Origin of the sequence: Rheinheimera sp. MM224, assembly GCF_947090785.1 — a bacterium.
Lineage (GTDB): Bacteria > Pseudomonadota > Gammaproteobacteria > Enterobacterales > Alteromonadaceae > Pararheinheimera.
In genome coordinates this window covers 2,281,591-2,302,287 of record NZ_OX352320.1, presented here as the reverse complement: position 1 = coordinate 2,302,287, position 20,697 = coordinate 2,281,591, and the positions used below count along the sequence as shown (strand labels likewise).

16 protein-coding genes are annotated in these 20,697 nt (G+C 46.1%); 5 read left to right on the top strand and 11 right to left on the bottom strand.

Annotated elements, in window-relative coordinates; translation table 11 throughout:
* Positions 1 to 27: 27 nt before the first annotated feature.
* From OM978_RS10830 to OM978_RS10810, 5 genes are all read right to left on the bottom strand, one after another.
* Positions 28 to 2,724: a DUF349 domain-containing protein gene (locus OM978_RS10830; protein WP_264346892.1), complete on the bottom strand. Its 2,697-nt coding sequence runs from the start codon at positions 2,722 to 2,724 to the stop codon at positions 28 to 30.
* A complete protein-coding gene (locus OM978_RS10825) occupies positions 2,711 to 2,992 on the bottom strand; it encodes a YeaC family protein (RefSeq protein ID WP_233007098.1) in 282 nt (93 codons plus the stop codon). The genes OM978_RS10830 and OM978_RS10825 overlap by 14 nt, the downstream gene beginning before the upstream one ends.
* Position 2,993: 1 nt before the next feature.
* Positions 2,994 to 3,320 carry a zinc ribbon domain-containing protein gene (locus OM978_RS10820; RefSeq protein WP_264346891.1) on the bottom strand — a complete coding sequence of 109 codons (327 nt, stop codon included), beginning with the start codon at positions 3,318 to 3,320 and terminating at the stop codon, positions 2,994 to 2,996.
* Between the two features lie 97 nt (positions 3,321 to 3,417).
* Positions 3,418 to 4,545 carry a M14-type cytosolic carboxypeptidase gene (locus tag OM978_RS10815; protein WP_264346890.1) on the bottom strand — a complete coding sequence of 376 codons (1,128 nt, stop codon included), beginning with the start codon at positions 4,543 to 4,545 and terminating at the stop codon, positions 3,418 to 3,420.
* A 160-nt stretch (positions 4,546 to 4,705) separates the two neighbouring features.
* Positions 4,706 to 6,157, bottom strand: coding sequence for a glyceraldehyde-3-phosphate dehydrogenase (locus OM978_RS10810; RefSeq protein ID WP_264346889.1), 1,452 nt, complete (start codon positions 6,155 to 6,157; stop codon positions 4,706 to 4,708).
* A gap of 165 nt (positions 6,158 to 6,322) precedes the next feature.
* Between OM978_RS10810 and OM978_RS10805 the strand changes: the two genes are divergently transcribed.
* Entirely contained in the window at positions 6,323 to 7,117 is a 795-nt protein-coding gene (locus OM978_RS10805; RefSeq protein ID WP_264346888.1) for a DUF2989 domain-containing protein, read from the top strand.
* Here OM978_RS10805 and msrB read toward each other — a convergent pair.
* The 5 genes from msrB to malQ all read right to left on the bottom strand — a co-directional run bounded on the left by msrB (position 7,098) and on the right by malQ (position 15,804).
* Positions 7,098 to 7,496 carry a peptide-methionine (R)-S-oxide reductase MsrB gene (gene msrB / locus OM978_RS10800; RefSeq protein WP_233007093.1) on the bottom strand — a complete coding sequence of 133 codons (399 nt, stop codon included), beginning with the start codon at positions 7,494 to 7,496 and terminating at the stop codon, positions 7,098 to 7,100. The two genes, OM978_RS10805 and msrB, sit on opposite strands and share 20 nt — an antisense overlap.
* Before the next feature lie 115 nt (positions 7,497 to 7,611).
* The gene (gene gndA, locus OM978_RS10795; protein WP_264346887.1) at positions 7,612 to 9,141 is read right to left on the bottom strand and encodes an NADP-dependent phosphogluconate dehydrogenase; all 1,530 of its coding nucleotides are present in this window, start codon (positions 9,139 to 9,141) and stop codon (positions 7,612 to 7,614) included.
* An 89-nt stretch (positions 9,142 to 9,230) separates the two neighbouring features.
* Positions 9,231 to 11,282 (bottom strand): glycogen debranching protein GlgX, encoded by a 2,052-nt coding sequence (gene glgX / locus OM978_RS10790; RefSeq protein ID WP_264346886.1) that lies wholly within the window; start codon positions 11,280 to 11,282, stop codon positions 9,231 to 9,233.
* Positions 11,279 to 13,456, bottom strand: coding sequence for a 1,4-alpha-glucan branching protein GlgB (glgB, locus tag OM978_RS10785; RefSeq protein ID WP_264346885.1), 2,178 nt, complete (start codon positions 13,454 to 13,456; stop codon positions 11,279 to 11,281). The genes glgX and glgB overlap by 4 nt, the downstream gene beginning before the upstream one ends.
* Before the next feature lie 164 nt (positions 13,457 to 13,620).
* On the bottom strand, positions 13,621 to 15,804 hold the full coding sequence (malQ, locus tag OM978_RS10780) for a 4-alpha-glucanotransferase (protein WP_264346884.1): 2,184 nt from the start codon (positions 15,802 to 15,804) through the stop codon (positions 13,621 to 13,623).
* A 185-nt stretch (positions 15,805 to 15,989) separates the two neighbouring features.
* Between malQ and gap the strand changes: the two genes are divergently transcribed.
* Positions 15,990 to 17,003 carry a type I glyceraldehyde-3-phosphate dehydrogenase gene (gap, locus tag OM978_RS10775; protein WP_233007088.1) on the top strand — a complete coding sequence of 338 codons (1,014 nt, stop codon included), beginning with the start codon at positions 15,990 to 15,992 and terminating at the stop codon, positions 17,001 to 17,003.
* A gap of 67 nt (positions 17,004 to 17,070) precedes the next feature.
* Complete coding sequence (locus tag OM978_RS10770; protein WP_264346883.1) at positions 17,071 to 17,922, top strand: D-hexose-6-phosphate mutarotase; 852 nt, start codon at positions 17,071 to 17,073, stop codon at positions 17,920 to 17,922.
* Here OM978_RS10770 and OM978_RS10765 read toward each other — a convergent pair.
* Positions 17,919 to 18,323, bottom strand: coding sequence for a hypothetical protein (locus tag OM978_RS10765; RefSeq protein ID WP_264346882.1), 405 nt, complete (start codon positions 18,321 to 18,323; stop codon positions 17,919 to 17,921). The genes OM978_RS10770 and OM978_RS10765 overlap by 4 nt on opposite strands.
* A gap of 290 nt (positions 18,324 to 18,613) precedes the next feature.
* Here OM978_RS10765 and ccoN point away from each other — a divergent pair, with 290 nt between their 5' ends.
* Together ccoN and ccoO are read left to right on the top strand one after the other, a co-directional pair.
* On the top strand, positions 18,614 to 20,044 hold the full coding sequence (gene ccoN / locus OM978_RS10760; protein WP_233007085.1) for a cytochrome-c oxidase, cbb3-type subunit I: 1,431 nt from the start codon (positions 18,614 to 18,616) through the stop codon (positions 20,042 to 20,044).
* Positions 20,045 to 20,054: 10 nt separating this feature from the next.
* Positions 20,055 to 20,696 (top strand): cytochrome-c oxidase, cbb3-type subunit II, encoded by a 642-nt coding sequence (gene ccoO / locus OM978_RS10755; protein ID WP_264346881.1) that lies wholly within the window; start codon positions 20,055 to 20,057, stop codon positions 20,694 to 20,696.
* Position 20,697 lies beyond the last annotated feature (1 nt).

The following is a 20,697-nucleotide window of genomic DNA, read 5'->3' as shown; positions in this document are numbered from 1 at the left end:
CTGGCTCTTCCGTATTTTGTAATTGCTTTACGCAAATACAGCTTTTAACCGTTGTACTAAGCCCTGCTCTTCTGCTTTCACAGCACCAAAACTTAACCAACGTTTTAATAAAGCGTCAACCGTCAGGCTGGTGCCGGAATTGTGTTTATCCGACAACAACTGCAGTTGCACTTGTGCTTTATCCGCGGCGACACAATCTTTTCCACTGATAAGCTCAATAGCAGTAGTGAGCTGAGCCCTTGTCAGCTGTGACTCATTACCTTTAGCGAAGTCTTCACGAAAACGCACTGGAATAGCCTCAGCTGTTACATCAGCTTGTTCAAGCGTAGCAAACAATTGTTGATAGCTGGCATTAAAAGCAGAGTGCTCTAATGTCTCCAGCTTCTGCTGTACTTCGGCTAACAACTGCTGCTTTTGCTGCAATAAAACAGATTTGGCTGGAAGGTCCAGCGCTTTTAATGCGCCTTGGGCAGCATGTAGTTCTGACACAGTGACAGCTTGTGCACATTGTGTTGCAACTTCGGCAAACTGAGCTTCAGCTTGCTGTTGCTGATCAGCCCACTGCTGATCTTGCTGCTGTTTAGCTGCGGTTTTATTGGCAAAAATCTGATCGCAGACGACGCGGAACTCCGACCAGAGTTGCTGGTCCGTTTTGCCGGCAAAACCAATCTGTTTCCAGTCTTGCTGCAGCTTTTTAGCGCCAGCCACTGCTTCATCAACGGATAACGTCAGCAACTGTTGTGCTTTTTGAATCAGCTGTTGTTTTTCCGCTAAATTCTGTTCATGTTGACCACGAACGCGACCTTTAAGCTGATCAACCAGAGTTTTAAACTGGGCTGAAAGTTCTTTATAAAGGCCAGATTCTGTTGGGCCACTTTCTCGCCAGTTTTTTTGTAATCTGGTCAACTGACTATCAAAGCTCTTGTCTAAAGGCAGCTCCAATAACGCAGTTAAATCCGCCAGAATTTGCTGTTTAATCAACGCATTTTGTTTACGTTGCTCGTCCTGTGCTGCGAAATAGTCACGGCAAGGTGCAAAAGCTTGCTCACAAGCCAGATTAAAGGCCTGATTCAAATCGGCTTCTACAGCTTCATCGGCACGACCTAAGGTCTGCCAGTTGGCTCTGGCTAACTTCACTTGTTCAGCACGCTCTGGCGCTGCCACATCTGTGGCTACAGCCAAAGCTTGCATTTGAGTGACCAGTTCTTGCTTACGAGGTGTGGCGATGTAGTTTTGTAACTCATTCAGATGCTGCAGTTGCTGCTCTGCCGCCTGATAGTCTTTTGCCAGCTGTTGCTGCTGAGCCGGGGTTAATTCGGCATAACTTTGTTGGATACCTTTAAAAAGGCCAAACAATACTTTATAACGCCCTGCTTCATACAAACGGCGGAATTCAGCAAGTTTTGAACGCAATGACTTCAGATCTTTTTCGGCCTGGCCGGCAAAACCAACCATCACGGCTTGCCACTGGGCATTTAATTGCTGCTGAGCATCCGCCAGACTGTCTGGCAACATAGCGCCTAAGGTCTTGCGGCCTTTGCTCCATTCCTGCTGCCATTGCTGGTATTTAGCTTCGATGTGCTGAAACTGCGTTGCATCTGCCGGGACAGTTGCAGCAGACCAGTCAGCCAACAAGCGGGTTAATTTAAATAACTGTTCAGCCTGAGCTGGCAACTGCTGCAATTGACGCTCAAAGGCTGTCAGGGATTTTTGCAGACTGGCTTTTACTACAGAGGCTAAATCACTTTGTGAGACTTGCTGTAGCAATGTGGCAGCTTCTGCAGCCAATGGATCAGTTTCATCCAGCCGTCCTTCAGACATCAGCTGGGATAACTGCTGCTGTAAAGCCTGCAGTTTGGTTTCAAACTGTTGTTGCTGCTGTTTCAGCGCGGCAACTTTTTGCTGTTGAGCCAGCTGTTGTTGCTGCTCTTTTACCAGCGGCGCCCATGCGGCTTCGGTCAATAATTTGATTTTATTATATTTTTGCGTCAGTTCCGTAGCATCATCCAGCAGAGCCAGATCAGACTGCACAGTGTCCCATTCTTGCTGGTACTGCTGCCACTTTTGCTGCATCTGAACTAAATCACCGCGCTCACGCACAGCATTTAATTTTGCCAACAGCAGGTTAACCACTTTTCGCACCTGAACAGGTTTGTCCTTGGCTTCTTGCTGTTGTTGCAACTGCTGCTTTAACTCGCTTGCTAAAGGTTCTGCCAGTTGTTTGCTCAGTTTTTCTAACTGCTTTGGTTCGGTGATTAAAGCAAGTAACTGACGTTTTTGTTCCAGACTCAGCAGGTCTTGCTGCAAATTGGTCAGGATCAGATCTGTCTTTTTCAGGCGCATAATCAGTGAGAAACGAATATCAGCGTCTGTTTCGGTTTGGGCTAACTTTTCTAAAATGCTGCTTCTGTGACATTCTTCAATAAACTGACGCTTCAAAGGTGCTGAAATGCGATTTTCCAGTACCATCTGCACCAGTTGAGTTTCAGCATAGTGTTTTAAACGTTCAGCGTTGTCTTGTTTACTGGCTTGCCACCATAAGGAAAACTCATTGAGTTTTTCCAAAGCTGCACGACGCACAGCCTCGTGGCCATCATTAAAGGCCAGCTCGTGCAAAATTTCTTTGTGCTGGGCATCCACACTTAACCCGGCAATTGCCTGTTGCCGCACTGCAGCATCTTTGTGTTGCCATTTCGGCGCAAACCAACGTTTAAAGATCATCATGCGCAAACCTTGCTATCGAAGAGTCCTGAGGGAATTGTTTTTTCATTTCAGCTTTGGATTTAACCACCATCTGACCATCCGCCCCTATGGTGTAGGGCTCGGTGGATTTAAGTACGTAAGCCTGATAAGCCATCACCAATTGCTGAGTGTGAGCTTTTTGCATATCGGAAAGCGCAACACCATCGGCCCAACGGCCGGTAGCTACTGTCTCTAATAAGGATTGATAGGTGTCAGGCGACATCGCCAGTACAAGAGCTTTGAAATCCATACTAATTTTTTCGCTTCAGATAAATCAGACGAGCACGGGCATAGATATACCAAAGAAAACCAGCAGCAATCATGCCTTGCGAAACAATAGTTTCATACCCGTCCGGTTCTAAAGCCCAAAAATACAAAAAGCAAAATCCGGCTAAGAAAAGTATCAAAGCCAACATGGATTGATTCAAAGCGCCCTGAATTTTTTTGTCCAGACTCTGTACAGCCAAATTATGTTTCTTTTCCGCTGACATACCGGTTAAATCCAACTGACAATGCTGACAGGTCTGGCTTTTATCCGAAATCTTTTTAGCACAACGTGGGCAGGAAATAATTGCCATAGTAAAACCCTCTAAAAGTTATGGCGCACTATAAAGCAAAAGAACAAGTTTGCAAGCCAGCCTGGACTGACCTGCATTATCAACGGATACGGATGATTTAACGCAGTTGATCAACCACAGCCAGCACTGCCACTAAGCTATCCTGCCCTAGTTTCATTGACCGAACATCAGACCAGCCATAAGCCAGATCGGGTAAATTGGCGTTGTCTTTAAACGGCATTTCAAGGGTGTAAGACAGACACTTAAACTGTTCGGCAACCCAGGTAGAAGCAATAGTCAGGTTCGCTTTGCCCGGCTCGTCCAGCTCATAACCAAATTCAGTCTGAAATTCCGGGGTCACGACCAATAACGCATTTTTAAATGCTGTTTCTAATTGCTGCATTTTGGCATTGTATGAAGGCACACCTTCAGCACCTGCAACAAAGTTATACGGCAGGTTTTCATCACCATGCACGTCCAGCAGCATATCAACGCCAGTGTCCAGCATCTGCTGGCGTACTAAATACACTTCAGGGCTCTTTTCCATGCTTGGCGTTTGCCATTCACGGTTTAAATTCACACCAGCAGCGTTAGTACGTAAATGACCGCGCACGCTGCCATCCGGGTTCATATTTGGCACTATGTAAAATACTGCTTTTTCTAATAAAGTACGGGACACGCCATCGTCTTCGTCCAGCAGTCGGTCTAACAGGCCTTCAACAAACCATTCAGCCATAGACTCGCCTGGGTGTTGACGTGCGGTGATCCAGATTTTTTTCTTACCATCATCAGGCTCACCGACCACCAGCATGCTCATATCACGGCCATCCAGGGTTTCACCCAGCTCTACGATTTGCGCCATACCAGAGCTTTGTGCTGAATGTAACAAGTCCATATGACGTTCGTAGCTGTACGGAGCAAAATAAGCAAAATACACAGATTCAGCTTCAGGGTAATGGCTGATCACCAGCTCGTCATTAACCAGTTGGGTTTCTACTCTGAACCAATTTTCACGGTCATAGGATGCAACAGCCTGATAACCTTTCCAGCCATCCGGATAAGCAGAATCTTTGACATTAACGATACGAATAGTGTGAGGTTCGGCACTTTGAGAATGTAAACGGAAATGGAACCATTGGTAGAAATCAGAGTTGTGGTCTTTACGGATCGCCAGCTGAATATCAGCAGGATGTTCGGCTTTGATCACGTCAATATTACCGCTGTCAAAATTACAGGTAATTTTCATAACATATCCACTTGGTTAGGTAACAGATGCTGCCTCAGGGCAGTCTTAACGGACCGGCATCATAACATTAAATTTTCGACTGTTCAGCCGCAGCTGCAGATTTGGCCGCCTTAAATAACAAAAAAGGCCGCACTGAGGCGGCCTGTTGTGAGATCAATTTCTACTTATTGACTGGCAAGGTTGGATATTTAATACCTGCCATTTCATTCATCACCCGAATGACCTGAGTGCTGTAACCAAATTCGTTGTCGTACCATACGTATAATACGCAGCGGTCATCCTGAACTATGGTCGCCTGAGAGTCGACCACGCCAGCATAACGTGAGCCTACTAAGTCGCTGGAAACAATTTCAGTGGAGCTGGTGAAATCGATTTGATCCTGCAGCTCAGAAAACAGCGCCACTTTTTGCAAATAGTTATTCAGCTCTTCACGGTTAGTTTCTTTATTCAAATTCAGCGACAAAATCGCCATAGACACGTTAGGTGTTGGAACACGAATAGCATTGCCTGTCAGTTTGCCTTTTAGTTCAGGCAACGCCTTAGCAACTGCACTGGCAGCACCTGTAGAAGTGATGACCATATTCAAAGGTGCAGCACGACCACGGCGCTCAGCTTTGTGGTAGTTGTCTATTAAGTTTTGATCGTTGGTGTACGAATGCACAGTCTCAACGTGACCGTTTTTAATACCGTACTCATCGTTCAGCGCTTTTAATACAGGCGTAATCGCATTGGTGGTGCAGCTGGCCGCTGATACGATACGGTCTTCAGGCTGGATCATGCTGTGATTCACACCGTACACTACGTTATGCACATCGCCTTTAGCAGGAGCTGTCAGCAATACTTTGGCTGCGCCTTTGGATTTGAAGTGAATAGATAACTCTTTGTCATCTTTCCAAATCCCGGTGTTATCTACTACCAACGCATCGTGAATGCCATATTGGGTGTAATCCACCAGTTCAGGTGAGTCGGCATAAATGACTTTGATAAAAGTACCGTTGGCTTTAATGCCGACGTTTTCTTCATCCACTGTGATGCTGCCGTTAAATGGGCCATGGATGGAATCTCGGCGCAGCAGGCTGGCGCGTTTCTCTAAATCACCTTTGCGTCCACCACGTACGACGATGGCGCGTAAACGCAACTTGCTGCTTGGGCCTGAACGCTCCAGCATCAGACGGGCTAAAAGGCGACCGATACGGCCAAAACCATAAAGCACCACGTCCACCGGTTTGATTTGATCGTCACGATGTAATATTTCAGACAGCTGATTATCTAAATACTGCTGCAAGCTTTGGCCTTCACCCGCATTTTTGTACAAATAGGCAAAGGCCAACTTACCAATATCGACGCGGCCTGGCGCCAGATCCATAGTGGAGATTGCTTCTAATAAAGGGAAACTTTCTCTTAAACGTAATTTCTGATGCTCAAAACGTTCGACTGTTTTATGAGCTTTAATGATGTCAATTGTTGTCGCATTTACCAGAGGACGGCCATAAACCACAACTTCAATGCCTTTATTACGATACAAGCGACCTATGATCGGTTGCATATTCTCAGCGTACTCCTGGCGTTCCTGCCAGCTGCGTTGATACTGTTCTTCGTGTGATAGAGTCATGGTTTCGCCTTTTACGTCTTGTAGGTTCAGAGGTGTGCCTGTGGTCATCGCCACATTGAGGCAGGCGCATTGTAATTGAACATGTAATACTACGACAAGAATTACAAAAAGATTTTTTCTGAATTCTTCGTTATGCTGGAAGCAGAAAAGATGAATGAGATACTTATGAAATATTTGGTGTTAAGCCTTAGCCTGTTGATGTTGGGTGCCTGTTCTGAGGGAGAACTGACATTACGTGCTGTTTGTGAGAAAGAACCAGGGATGTGTAATGACTTAAATGACGACTCCCACTGCAATCTGCAACGCCGTGATTTAATTATGCAGCGTTATGAAGAAAAGCACCTGCCCTCAGACAAAAACAAATATCAGTTATTAGTCGATTTTGAAAAGTACTCAAAATGTATCGAGTTGGCCGCTGGTATTGAGCACATTAAGCTGAAAGAAAAAACCAGCACCCGTATGGTGGGTTATATAACCAGCCTGAAGGAAATCAAACGTTTAAGTGATGACACCATCAGCTCAGATGACCCGCATCTGTTGTATTACCACTGGTCACGTAATAAAAGTGACAGCCATCTGCAGCGTTTTTTACAGGCTGAACAAAATAATCAGTTAGAAACGCCAGAACTACAAATGGCGCTGGTCAGTTATTACAGCAAAAGAGACAGAGAAAAAAGCATTCAGCTGTTGCACCACGCTTTGGAGCTGTACCCACCAGAGCCTAAGATTGATCCGGAAATTTATGCGTCCTTAAGTAGCATGTTCTATAAGAAAAAAGACTACGCCAGTTCGTATCACTGGGCACTTCTGGCGCAGCAAAGTGGTGCTTTTAATGTGGAACTGCAGGAATTAAAAATTTATCTGGAGCAGGCAAAGCTGGATCACGAAAAAATTAAAGAAACAGCTGAGCAGACCCTGGCTCAGCTGCAACTGGGTCAGTTTACTCCGCCGAAATTTTAACGTCAGGGTTAAATAACAACGACACAGAGTTGACACAATAACGTTGCCCGGTTGGTGCCGGGCCATCGTCAAATACATGGCCTAAATGCGCATCACACTGCTGGCATAAAATCTCAATACGGTTCATGCCGTGCGACATGTCCTTTTCATATTTCACCTGACCTTTGATGGCTTTACTAAAGGATGGCCAGCCGCAGCCTGAATCAAATTTGTCTGCAGAATCAAACAAGGGTTGCTGGCAACAGACACAGTGATAACAGCCCGTGTCTTTGTTATGCAACAAGGTTCCGCTAAAAGGATACTCAGTGCCCTTTTGCCGTGTCACTCTGTATTGCTCATCGTTTAACTGTTGGCGCCACTCTTGTTCAGTTTTTTTCATTCACTACTCCAAGTCAAAGTACATGCTGCACAGCACACAGGTTTTCTACTGTAAAACAGCAGCTTATAACAACCGTACTTCTAATACGTAAAAAGCCCCTTGCGGAGCTTTTTATTTACTTAATTTTTTGCATCGGCCTGTCGTTATGACTCCAGTCGACGTGAAAAGTTTTACCTTTCGCTTTATCTGTGCGCTCAAAAGTATGAGCGCCAAAATAATCCCGTTGTCCTTGCAGCAAATTAGCAGGCAATACAGCGGTGCGGTACGAGTCGTAATAACTTAAAGCCGAGCTCAATGCGGATACCGGAATACCTGTCATTGCAGCTTCTGCCACAGCGCGGCGCCAGTTCATCTGATTGACAGAAATTTGTTTGGAGAAAAATGGATCCAGCAACAAATTCTGTAAATCGTCGTTACGCTCGTAAGCTTCAGTAATAGACTGCAAAAATACTGCACGGATAATACAACCTGCACGCCAAATTTTTGCAATCTCAGCAAAGTTCAGCTGCCAGCCATGCTCTGCTGCTGCGGTCTTCATTAAATCGAAGCCCTGAGCGTAGACACAGATTTTGGCGCAGTAGAGCGCGTCATGCAGCTGTTTAATCATTTGCTCTGAAGTCTGGTTAGTGCAATGTTCGCGCACAGGGCCGGACAATAAGGTCGACGCCAACACACGTTGATCTTTTAAAGTCGACATAGAACGGGCAAACACTGCTTCGCTGATGGTTGGTGCAGGGCAACCTAATTCCAGACTGCTGACCGCAGTCCAAAGGCCTGTGCCTTTCTGGCCTGCTTTATCCAGAATCACATCCACCAAAGGTAAACCTGTTTCTGAATCTTTAGTCGCCAGTACTTCAGCGCTGATTTCCATCAGGTAGCTATTTAGTATGCCCTGATTCCACTCTTTAAAGACGTCAGACACTTGTTGTGCGCTCATGCCTAACGCATCACGCATCACCTGATAGACTTCACAAATCAGCTGCATATCGGCGTATTCAATGCCGTTGTGTACCATTTTGACGTAATGGCCTGAGCCACCAGGTCCAATGTAAGTTGCACAAGGCTCGCCTTCAATCACAGGATTGCCTGGCTCGTGTCGCTCCAACGGACGACCTGTTGCCGGGTCTACTTTGGCTGCTATAGCACGCCAAATAGGTTCAATCCGGGTCCAGGCATAAGGATCACCACTTGGCATTAAAGAAGGACCAAAACGGGCACCGACCTCACCACCGGATACAGCAGTACTGAAGAAAATAAACTTTCCTTCGTAATGTTTTTCACGGCGTACTGTGTCAGTCCACAGGCTGTTGCCTGTATCGACGATAATGTCATCCGCCTGAATACCTGCATCAATCAGCTTTAAGCAGACGTCATCGACAGGTTTGCCGGCTGGCACAGAGACAATAACTAAATGAGGGGAAGATAAACGCGACAGAAGTTCTGTATAGGAGCTGCAGCAGATCACACGGGCCGGTTTGTCGCCCCGCTCGGCTTTGTCCTGCGCTATAACAGCTTCCAGTTTTTTATGGTCTAAATCAAAAGCGGCAACCCGATAACCGTGATCAGCCAGATTTAAAATGAGGTTCTTCCCCATTACACCTGCGCCGACAAAACCTATATCACATAATACGGATGTCTCAGACATTTGATTTTCCTTTTAAAATCCGGCACTGCAAAAGTGGCCGCGATTATACTGGAAAACTCTGGATAAAGAAAAAGCTCAACAGAAAAAACTCAGCTCCAAATGGATAAAGATCGTTCGCTCTGCAAATAACGTGTTCTTGTTGCTGCTTTTTCCAGCGGCTCACCTGTCTCAAACTGAGTATCAAGTAACAACTGCCAGCTTTTTTTCGGTAAGTCGACCTGTAGCGGATGATCACTAGCGTTGATAATTACCAGCATGGCCTGATGATCTTTTAAATGCTCAATCACAAAAACACAGTTGGTTTTGTAGGGATCAGTCCAGTGTTCGTCTTGTTTTACGCTGCCATCCGCTAAATACCAACTGACCTGATGTTTATCTCCATGCAGTTGATACTGATCGTCCAGCAAAGAGAGCTGCTGTAAGCAACTGAACTGCTGACGCAAATGAATCATCTTTTTGACGAAACTCAGAAACTGGGTGGCCTGGTAATCCAGTTGCCAGTGCAGCCAGCTGATTTCATTGTCCTGACAGTAGGCATTATTATTGCCTTGTTGGGTTTGGCTCAGCTCGTCCCCTCCCAACCAATGCACTATGCCCTGACTGAGCATCAAGGTTGCTACTAAGTTACGTTTATGCCGGAATCTTTTGTGCAAGATGTCAGCATCGCTGCTGGGACCTTCAACCCCATAATTCAGACTTAAATTATGGCCATGACCATCGCGGTTTTGTTCCGCGTTCAGCCAGTTGTGCTTATCCTGATAACACACCATGTCCTGTAAGGTAAAACCGTCGTGATAACTGATGTAATTCACGCTGCAGCAGGCGGGTTTATGGTGTTTCTGGAAAATATCGCGTGAACCGAGTAAACGGGTAGCAAATTCTGGCAACTGACTTGGGTCCTGCCGCCAGAAAGAGCGAAAGGTATCCCGGCATTTATCATTCAGTTCAGACCAATGCGCCGGAAACTGCCCAAGTTGATAACCAAAAGGCCCTAAGTCCCAGGGTTCAGCTATCAATTTAACCTGGCTTAACACCGGATCCTGCGCTATCACCTGTAAAAATGTGGCGTACGCATCAAAACGTTTATGTTCACGGGCTAAAGTCACAGCTAAATCAAAGCGAAAACCATCGACCTGCATCTCTGTTGCCCAATACCGCAGCGCATCCAACACTAAACGCTGAGTCACAGGATGCGCCACGTTCAGCGTATTGCCGCAGCCGCTGTAATTGCAGTTTTGCTGGTAGTCGGTAATGTCGGCATGATTTTCAAACAGGTAATAGTGCCTGTTAGCTAAACCTCTGAAACTTAAGCGGTAATCCTCCGCTTCTGCAGTGTGGTTAAACACCACATCCAGAATCACTTCAAGACCATGCTGATGATAAGTCCGGACCAACTCTTTAAATTCAGTCACTGCATCATCGACCTGATAACGGGCATCCGGGGCGAAAAAATTAATCGGGTTATAGCCCCAATAATTACTTAATTTCAGCTTTTCTAACCGTGGCTCACTCATAAAACTGGCGACAGGTAATAACTGCACAGTGGTGATGCCTAAGTCTTTTAAATGCTGAATAACGGCCGGATGGCACATGCCCTGATACTTGCCCCGAAGTGCTTCCGGCACGTCCGGATGTAACTTGGTCAGGCCTTTGACATGAGCCTCGTAAATAATGGTTTTTTCACGAGGTATCGCTGGTTTTTTTGCGTCCTGCCAGTCAAAAGCCTGCGACGTCAGCACTGCTTTGGGCACCATGTAATGGCTGTGTACCTGATAAAGCCGTTCATTCCAGACTAAAGCACGATTGAGCTGCCTGGCATAAGGGTCTATCAGCAATCTGTTGCGATCGAACACCAAACCAGAACTGGCCTGACAGACACCTTCAGCCCGTAAACCATATAAAGTTCCCGCTTCAATGCCCTCCAGATGCAGATGCCACTGCTCGCCGGTACGGGCTGAAAACTCAATCTCAGCCAGTGGCTCTTCAGTATCAGGACAAAATAAACATAACCAGAGCGAAGAGGCATCCGGTGCATAAACAGAAAAATTCCAGCTATGCGCTCCAGTCTGGCTTGGGCCTGGTGGATAGGCATAACCTGTGGTGCTTATCCATTCAGGGTTCTGCTCTGGTTTTATGCTCACGATGTTTTGCGTCTCAGATAAAGGGTCGATAAAGGAGGTAAGTCCAATTGCACCATATAATTTAAGCCAAAAGCAGCAGCTGGTAACGCAGGTAAATATTCGCCGACCGGATAATTGCTACCCCAGTAATATTCGCTGTCCGTGTTGAGGATCACTTCGTACTCGCCCAGCTCCGCTACTGACAAACGGAAGCTGCTTCGCGGCACAGGAGTGAAGTTACTGACCACATACACAGCCTGACCTTGTTGATCCATACGATAGAAACTTAAGGTGCTGTGTTCCGCATCCTGATAATTAATCCAGCGAAAACCTGCCGGTTCATGATCCAGTTGATGCAGCGGTGTGCAGGCTTTATAGGTCAGGTTTAAATCACGGAACAGCTGCTGTACGCCTTTGTGTTTTTCAAATGACAATAAAAACCAGGGTAGCTGCTGGTTGTGATCCCATTCCGAGCCCTGACCAAATTCATTACCCATAAAATTCAGCTTTTTACCCGGATGTGCAAACATAAAGGCGTAATAAGCTCTTAAATTAGCGGCCTGTTGCCATTCATCCCCTGGCATTTTATTGATAATACTGCCTTTACCGTGCACCACTTCGTCATGCGACAGAGGCAAAATAAAGTTTTCGTTGTAGGCATACACCATAGAAAAGGTTAAATCGTTATGATGAAACTTACGATAGGCCGGATCTTTTTTAATGTAGCGTAACGTGTCATTCATCCAGCCCATATTCCATTTAAAGCCAAAACCTAAACCGCCTAAATCCACTGGTCGGGTGACGCCGTTAAATGAAGTCGACTCTTCCGCTATCATCATGGCTTTTGGATATTGGCTATACACTTCCGTATTGAGCCAACGTAATAAACTAATGGCTTCGTAGTTATGATTGCCACCGTCGATATTAGGCACCCATTCACCATCACGGCGCGAGTAATCCAGATACAACATCGACGCCACCGCATCCACGCGCAGTGCATCAATATGGAAGTAATCCAGCCAGAATAAAGCGCTGGCGACTAAAAACTGTCTGACCGGGTCTTTGCCATAGTCATAAATACAGGAGTTCCAATCCGGGTGCCAGCCACGGCGTGGATCTTCGTATTCGTATAAATGAGTGCCGTCAAAACGGGCCAGCCCGTGCGCATCTTCCGGGAAATGCGCAGGAACCCAATCTAAAATCACGCCAATGCCAGCCTGGTGGAAAGCGTCTACAAAAGCTTTGAACTGATCAGGAGTACCAAAACGTGAGGTCGCGGCAAACAACCCCAGAGGTTGATACCCCCAGGAGCCAGAGTATGGGTGTTCCATCACTGGCAATAACTCGATGTGGGTATAGCCCATATCCAACACATAAGGAATAAGCTCAAGCGCAAGCTCAGTGTAGGTTAAAGGCTCACCATGCTGATTATGTTTCCACGAGCCAGGATGCAACTCATAGATACTCATCGGCTGATGATAAGGGTCAAAATGTCGCTCTTGCCACTGCTGATCCCGCCACTGATACTGACTGTGGTCGTATACAAGAGATGCATGGGACGGATACTGTTCGGCAGCAAAAGCTAAAGGATCCGCTTTGTGAGGTAATAAATTACCAAAAGCGTCTTTGATTTCAAATTTATAGCGCACTCCAGCACCGATTTGAGGCATGACCAGCACCCAATGGCCACATGCAGTGCGTTGCATTGGATGACGTCGTCCATCCCACTGGTTCATATCGCCAATCAGGCTGACACTGGAGGCATTAGGAGCAAACACAGCAAAGCGTGTCGCCTTCAATGTTTTTTTGCCCAGTTGCAATTCAACCAACTGTGCACCTAATTGCTTGTATAGGTTTTCAGGCTTGCTGTTGACAAAATGCACAGCGTAATAAGCTTCATCCTCAAACTGATAAGGGTCAACCAGCTCATAGCTGTGATGATGAGGAGTTTCTATCTGAAAATAATAAGGGCTGGTTTTACGTTTAGCAGGCAATTCAAGTTCAAATAAGCCGTGTAGAACAGGTTTCGCTGTCATCTGCCCTAAAGATTTGCGGGTAGAAAAATCAAAGACTTCTACTTTGGCTGCATCAGGCAGGTAGGCCCGGATCATTAAACCTTTGGTTGCACCAGGTTGCCAGGACAATACAGAGAATGGAGAAGAACAACTGGCAGAGGCTAACTGAGTTACGGACATGAACTATCCTTTTGATTTTTTTACCGTCTTAGTTTCTAAGATAACAAATTACACTAAAACTGCCATGGGGTTATGGCAGTTTTATAGCCGAATTATTTGAAGCCATAGCTTTAGCTCAGTGCTATGGCCTCAAAAGTGTGGCGTATAGTGTTTCCTTTTGTCCGTTAACTGCGACGCAGGCGGGTCAGGTCTTGCAGCAATTGATTGACGTTTTGCTGTTGTGCCAGCTGTTCCAGCGTCATGGTTAATTTACGCCGCCAGTTAGGGTACTCATTGCTGGTGCCGGGAATGTTCACTGGTTGAGTCATTTCCATCCAATCTTCCAGCTGCAGGCACAACAACTGGCTGGAGCCTTTAGCAACATGACGCTGAATGGCATAACTCAGCTCTGTACTCATTCCCACCTGATCCACGCTATGGCTGAAATTCGGGTCAAGCATCTGATGCCCATGCAACGAATTTAAAATCTTTTGCTTATCTTCATGACGAGACTGGAATAACGCAGGTAATTGATGGTCCTGATACAAACCAACTTCTTTGCCTAAATTCAAATCACCGCAATGCCAGTAGCCTATTAAGGTTGGCATATCATGGGTCGTCAAAGTAGCCATCGCCTGTACAGGGTAATGGGAAGGCGATACATAACCACCGTCTTCAGCTTTTTCAAAGAAAAACACCCGATAAGAGTACATGCCATATTCAGCCAGTATTTCACGAATGCCATCAGGCACAGTGCCTAAGTCTTCCCCTATCACCACCACCTGATGGCGTTGCGACTCAAGGGCTAAAATACCTAACAAATCCTGAATTGGGTAATAGATGTAAGCCCCATCGCCTGCGCTTTCAGCCCCTTTAGGCACCCACCATAAACGCAATAATGCCATTACGTGGTCAATACGCAGCGCACCAGAGTTCTGCATATTGGCGCGGAACAAATCGATCATAGGCCGGTAAGCTTGCTGGAACATCTGATAAGGCAACATAGGAGGTAAACCCCAGTTCTGGCCTTTAGGACCTAAAATATCCGGCGGCGCGCCTACGCTGGCACCACGGCAATACAGCTCCGGGTTACCCCAGATTTCTGTTGAAGCTTCACTGACACCAACCGCCAAGTCGCGGTACAAACCTAATAACATGCCCTGCTCTTTGGCAAAGGCCTGAGCTTTTGCCAGCTGTTCACGGGCAATAAATTGCAGATAACAGTAAAAATCCAGTTCATGCGCATGTTCTTTGGCAAAAGTCAGCACTTCATCGCTATCTGGTCTTTGCCAGGCTTCGGGCCATACAGGCCAGCCCCATGCATGCATATCTTTTTGGATCAAATGGGCGTGAATTGCATCATAAAGCGCCAACTGTAATAAACTTTCACCAGATTGTTGTTTAAATACAGAAAATGCCTGCGCAAGTTCAGCATGTTCTGCCTGATGTTCAGTAAACCATTGATACAAAGCCTTTAACACTGGCAGCTTCAAACGGGTTACTGCGGTGTAATCCACCCACTCCGCTGCGCGCGCAGCGTCCAGCTGTTGCTTAAATCCTGGTGCATTAACAAGCTGCTTTACCTGCTGGCATTGGTCAAAACCAAGCATTTCAGGCACAGCCAAATAGATAATGTTTAACCAGCGACGTGAGGATGGACTATAAGGACTGGCGGATTCCGGCATGGCTGGGTAAAGCGCATGGATAGGGTTCAAACCGACAAAATCGGCACCTTGTTTGGCCAAATGACCAAGTAAGAAACGCAAGTCAGCAAAGTCACCTATACCCCAGTTTTGCTCCGAGCGCACACAATACAATTGGACAGATACACCCCATTGTTTTTGTTTTTTAAATTCGGCGGGCTGGAAACAGGCAGATGGCGTGATGATCAATGACTGAACAAAATCCAGCTCACCTATAGTCAGGCTTAAACTGTGATAACCCTGTTCAAGCAGAACAGGTAAAGTCCATTGATATTGCTGATATTCTTCGCCGTCAAACACCATCACCTGATTTAAATCAGCATCCTCTGTTGCCGTCACGGTAAAGTTGTGTTTTTTACCTTGTTCGGTGGTCAACACCAGCTCTAAAGGCGTATTGGCTAAGACTATAGGTAACTTCAGTTCGACCTGGGTATCCTGTCCTGCTTTTTGCACGGAAACCGGATCCAATAACTGCTCCCAATGGTCTTGTTGGCGTTCGAGCAATTGCTCGCGGGCCAGCGCATCGTTATCAACAGCAAAACCCTGAGCTGCCAATAAAGTAAGTAAATTTTTTTCTGCGACTTCTGATTGGTTGCCCCATGCGTCGGTAAATTGTGTTTCTATGCCTGTGAAGGCAATCAGATCAGAAAGTAATTGTTTGTCCATAAAGGCTCCAGCGATCCGCTTTTTGCTCTAAAAAGTAAATGGTTAGGGAAAATTAACTATCACAGTCTACTCCAGATTCAAGGTCCGGATTAAGAAAATACGAATGCATAACTTTTTTGCACTTGAAAAGAATGACAAAAAATGTAATTTTATTACAGAATTAAATTACAGTCTGGGGATAGGTTATGACAATTCGTGTAGCAATTAATGGTTTTGGCCGCATTGGCCGCAACGTTTTACGCGCTTTATATGAGTCAAAGAAGAATTATGACATCAAAGTTGTAGCCATAAACGATTTAGGCGATGCCGCTATTAATGCCCATTTACTGAAGTACGATACAGCTCACGGCATTTTCTTCGCTGACGTAGAACACTCAGACAAAGCTATTTTCGTTAACAAAGATGAAATTCTGACCTTAAGTGAACGTAGTCCGGCTAACCTGCCATGGGCTGAATTAAATATCGACGTGGTACTGGAATGTACAGGTCTGTTCACAAACCGTCAGACTGCTGGTGCTCACTTAACAGCAGGTGCAAAAAAAGTCATTATCTCTGCTCCTGCTAAAGATGTGGATGCCACTGTAGTGTATGGCGTAAACCATGATGTCATTACTAAAGACATGACCATCATCTCTAATGCGTCATGCACCACGAACTGTTTGTCTCCTATCGCTAAGCCGTTAAACGATGCCTTAGGCATTGAATCAGGTTTAATGACCACTATTCACGCTTACACTAACGACCAGCGTTTAAGTGATGTGTATCACACTGACGTGCGCCGCGCCCGCGCTGCTGCAATGTCGATGATCCCAACTCAAACTGGCGCAGCCGCTGCTGTAGGTTTAGTAGTACCAGAGCTGAAAGGTAAATTTGACGGTTTAGCAGTGCGTGTGCCGACCCTGAACGTATCTTTAGTGGATTTATCTTTTATTGCCGGTCGCAACACTACAGTGGAAGAAGTGAACGATATTATCCGTAAAGCTGCATCGCAAAGCCCAATGAATCAGGTATTAGCGGTCAACGATTTACCATTGGTATCAGTCGATTTCAACCACAACCCAATGTCCTCTATTTTTGATGCCAGTGAAACCCGTGTAAACGGTCGTCTGGTGAAAGTGATGGCGTGGTATGACAACGAGTGGGGCTTCAGTAACCGTATGCTGGACAACACTGTTGAACTGATGAAACATAGTCAGTAATCTTCAGACTCTTTGCAGAGGCGGCTTTTTAGCCGCCTTTTCTTTCCCTTGAATTTGAGGTTATCAGATGACCAGCAACGCCATTACGCAGCACTTAGGATTTGCCCACTTAAAAGACCTACCCTGTTACCTTTTAACCTGTGGTCAGGCCACAGCAGTGATTAGTAGTTATGGTGCTCACCTGCTGTCTTATAAGCCACAAGCAGAAGTCGAAACGATTTACCTATCGCCAGACGCGGCCTGGAAAAATAATACCCCTATCCGTGGTGGAGTGCCTGTATGCTGGCCCTGGTTTGGCCCTGTAGCAGCGGAGTTTAACCCTGCAGCACAAAAGTTGCCGAATCATGGTGTAGTCCGAACTGAACTCTGGCAAGTAGTGAAACAGTCAGTCACAGATACCGCCGTCAGCATTGAATTGCGTATAGAAAGCAAAACGTTGCCTTATTCCAACGCACCTTCTTATGTCAGTTTGACCCTGCAGTTAACTGAAGCGGCTTTAACCCTGACGCTAAAGTCGGATCAAGGTTTACAGCAAGCTGCATTACATAGCTATTTTAACGTGGACTCTGTGCATCAGGTTTCTGTTAGCTCCTTGTCTGGTGATTACCTGGATAAAGTAAAAGCAGGCGAGCGTTTCGTGCAGCAACAGCCTGAACTAAAGTTCACCGCAGAAGTAGACAGGGTTTATCTGGATACAGCTGATGAGCTGACCTTAAGACAAGAAGAAAATGCTGTACTGATCACCCAGCAAGGACATGACGCCAGTGTGTTGTGGAATCCTTGGACAGAAAAAGCGGCAGCATTAAAAGATTTACCTGATTTGGGTTATCTGGATTTTGTTTGTGTTGAAACCGCTCGTCTGAGCCTGACCAATACAGCCCCATTGCAGCTAGTACAACAAATCCGCTATTTGGGTTAGTCAGGCCAGCTGGAGTAAAAAGGCAGTAACAACACCTTTTCCCCTTCGGTGGCATGATGCAGTTTAAGCTGCAATTGCCACTTCATTCTGGGCTGACTGCATGCTCCTAGTACCATTTCGGTGCTATACAGCGCAGGCTTTTCAGCCACAGCTTTAAACAACAGCGGTATAGTGCCCATACTCATAGACAGCCCTGTGACTTCTGCCTGTTTGATTTGCCAGCCGTCCGACAATTCGATAGTCCAGTTTAAAATTTCTTCAACCGGCGCATCAGCCGGGCTTAAACTAACGCTGACTTGTTTATCTTTGTGCAGTTGCAACACATCTTGCTGCTGTAACGGTTTTTCCTCTGAGCAACTGACCAGACAAAGCAAATAAAAAGCCAGAACAAGCAATCTCATCTGATAATTTTCCGTAGATAAAGAATGGCAAGTGTACCGTCTCACCGCTATCAAACGCAAAACACTGCTGTAATTGGTTATTTTGCGACCAGCAGTATTGTTCTACATCATAAAAGCAGCTGTTTTGCCTATCTTTTTAAAGGCAAAACTCGTATTATTTCGCCCCAAAATGGTTAAGGGTTTAGTTGCTTTGCAAGTCATGGAGGCTGCTACACTGTTAATCAACAATAAGAAGGGTCACCTTAGGGTGAATTTTTAATCACTAGCAATAAACTGCAGCGGAACTCAACATGAGCCAGACCAAATCGTTAAATGTTGACTACAACTATACCGTTGTCCGCCTTTTTGCCGTCACCACAGTTATGTGGGGTATTGTCGGTATGGGGTTGGGTGTATTACTTGCGGCGCAACTGTATTGGCCCGCACTTAATTTCGACACGGCATGGTTTACTTACAGTCGTCTTCGTCCTCTTCACACTAACGCAGTAATCTTCGCATTTGGTACAAGTGCTCTGTTTGCCACATCGTATTATGTGGTGCAGCGTACCTGCCAGGTCAGGCTTTTTGCAGAAAAGCTTGCGATGTTTACTTTTATTGGCTGGCAAGCAGTCATTATCGCCGCAATTATCACCTTGCCTCAGGGTATAGGTAACAGCAGTAAAGAATATGCTGAGCTGGAATGGCCAATTGACATTCTGATTGCTGTGGTCTGGATTTCGTACGCTGTGGTGTTTTTTGGCACTTTAGTCAAACGTAACACCAGTCATATCTATGTAGCGAACTGGTTCTACGGTGGTTTTATTATCACTGTTGCTGCCTTACACATAGTCAACAGCATGGCTGTGCCTGTCTCTTTCACCAAGTCTTACTCAGTGTACGCTGGTGCTGTGGATGCAATGGTGCAGTGGTGGTATGGTCACAACGCTGTAGGTTTCTTATTAACAGCAGGCTTCCTGGGTATGATGTATTATTTCGTACCTAAACAAGCTGGCCGCCCTGTTTACTCCTACCGTTTATCAGTCGTGCACTTCTGGGCTCTGATCGCTTTATACATTTGGGCTGGTTCACACCACTTGCACTACACAGCCCTGCCAGACTGGACTCAGTCCGTTGGTATGGTGATGTCAGTTATCCTGTTTGTACCAAGCTGGGGTGGCATGATCAACGGTATCATGACGTTGTCTGGTGCCTGGCATAAACTGAAAACTGACCCTATCTTACGTTTCCTGATTGTGTCTCTGTCCTTCTACGGCATGTCGACTTTCGAAGGTCCGATGATGGCGATCAAGTCAGTAAACGCCTTATCGCACTACACTGACTGGACAGTAGGTCACGTTCACTCAGGTGCTTTAGGTTGGGTTGCTATGGTGTCTATCGGCGCTATCTACCACCTGATCCCGAATATCTATAACCAGGGCCGGATGTACAGCATTAAGCTGATTAACACCCACTTCTGGTTACACACTATTGGCGTGGTTCTGTACATTGTTGCTATGTGGATCAGCGGCATTATGCAAGGCATGATGTGGCGTGCAGTCAACACTGACGGTACACTGACTTACAGCTTTGTACAAAGCTTAGAAGCCTCTTACCCGTTTTACCTGATGCGTTTTATCGGTGGCTGTTTTGTAGTCACAGGTATGCTGGTCATGGCGTATAACGTTGTGAAAACTATCAGAGCGAAAGATGGTGCTCTGGAACCAGTAGCTGAAGCAGCGTAAGGAGCTTATTGTGTCTAAGAACTATCATGAATTTTTTGAGAAAAGTGCAGGCTGGTTAGCCATAGGCACAGTGCTGGCAATCAGTTTTGGTACACTGGTTGAAATCACTCCTCTGCTGTTTTTAAAAGAAACCACCGAACCTGTGGACGGTTTAAAACCTTACACAGCATTGCAACTGGAAGGCCGTGACATTTATATCCGTGAAGGATGTGTGAACTGCCACAGTCAGATGATCCGCCCTTTCCGCCATGAAGTGGAACGCTACGGTCACTACTCTGTTGCCGGTGAAAGTGTATGGGAACATCCATTCTTATGGGGTTCAAAACGTACTGGTCCTGATTTGGCCCGTGTTGGCGGTCGTTATAGCGATGACTGGCACATTGCCCATTTGAGAAACCCACGTGACGTAGTGCCTCAGTCGAATATGCCAGGCTTTCCATGGTTGGAGACAAATACGCTGGATGGCGAGTTAACTCCGAAGAAGATGGAAATCTTTAACAAGTTAACCAAAGGCAAAATGGCGCCGAACGATGAAGACGGCCTGATGTATTCAGCCGAAGAAATAGCGGCAGCCACTGAGTCTGTCAAAGGAAAAACAGAGATGCAGGCGTTAATTGCATACCTGCAATCCCTTGGCACAGCGCTGAAGTAAC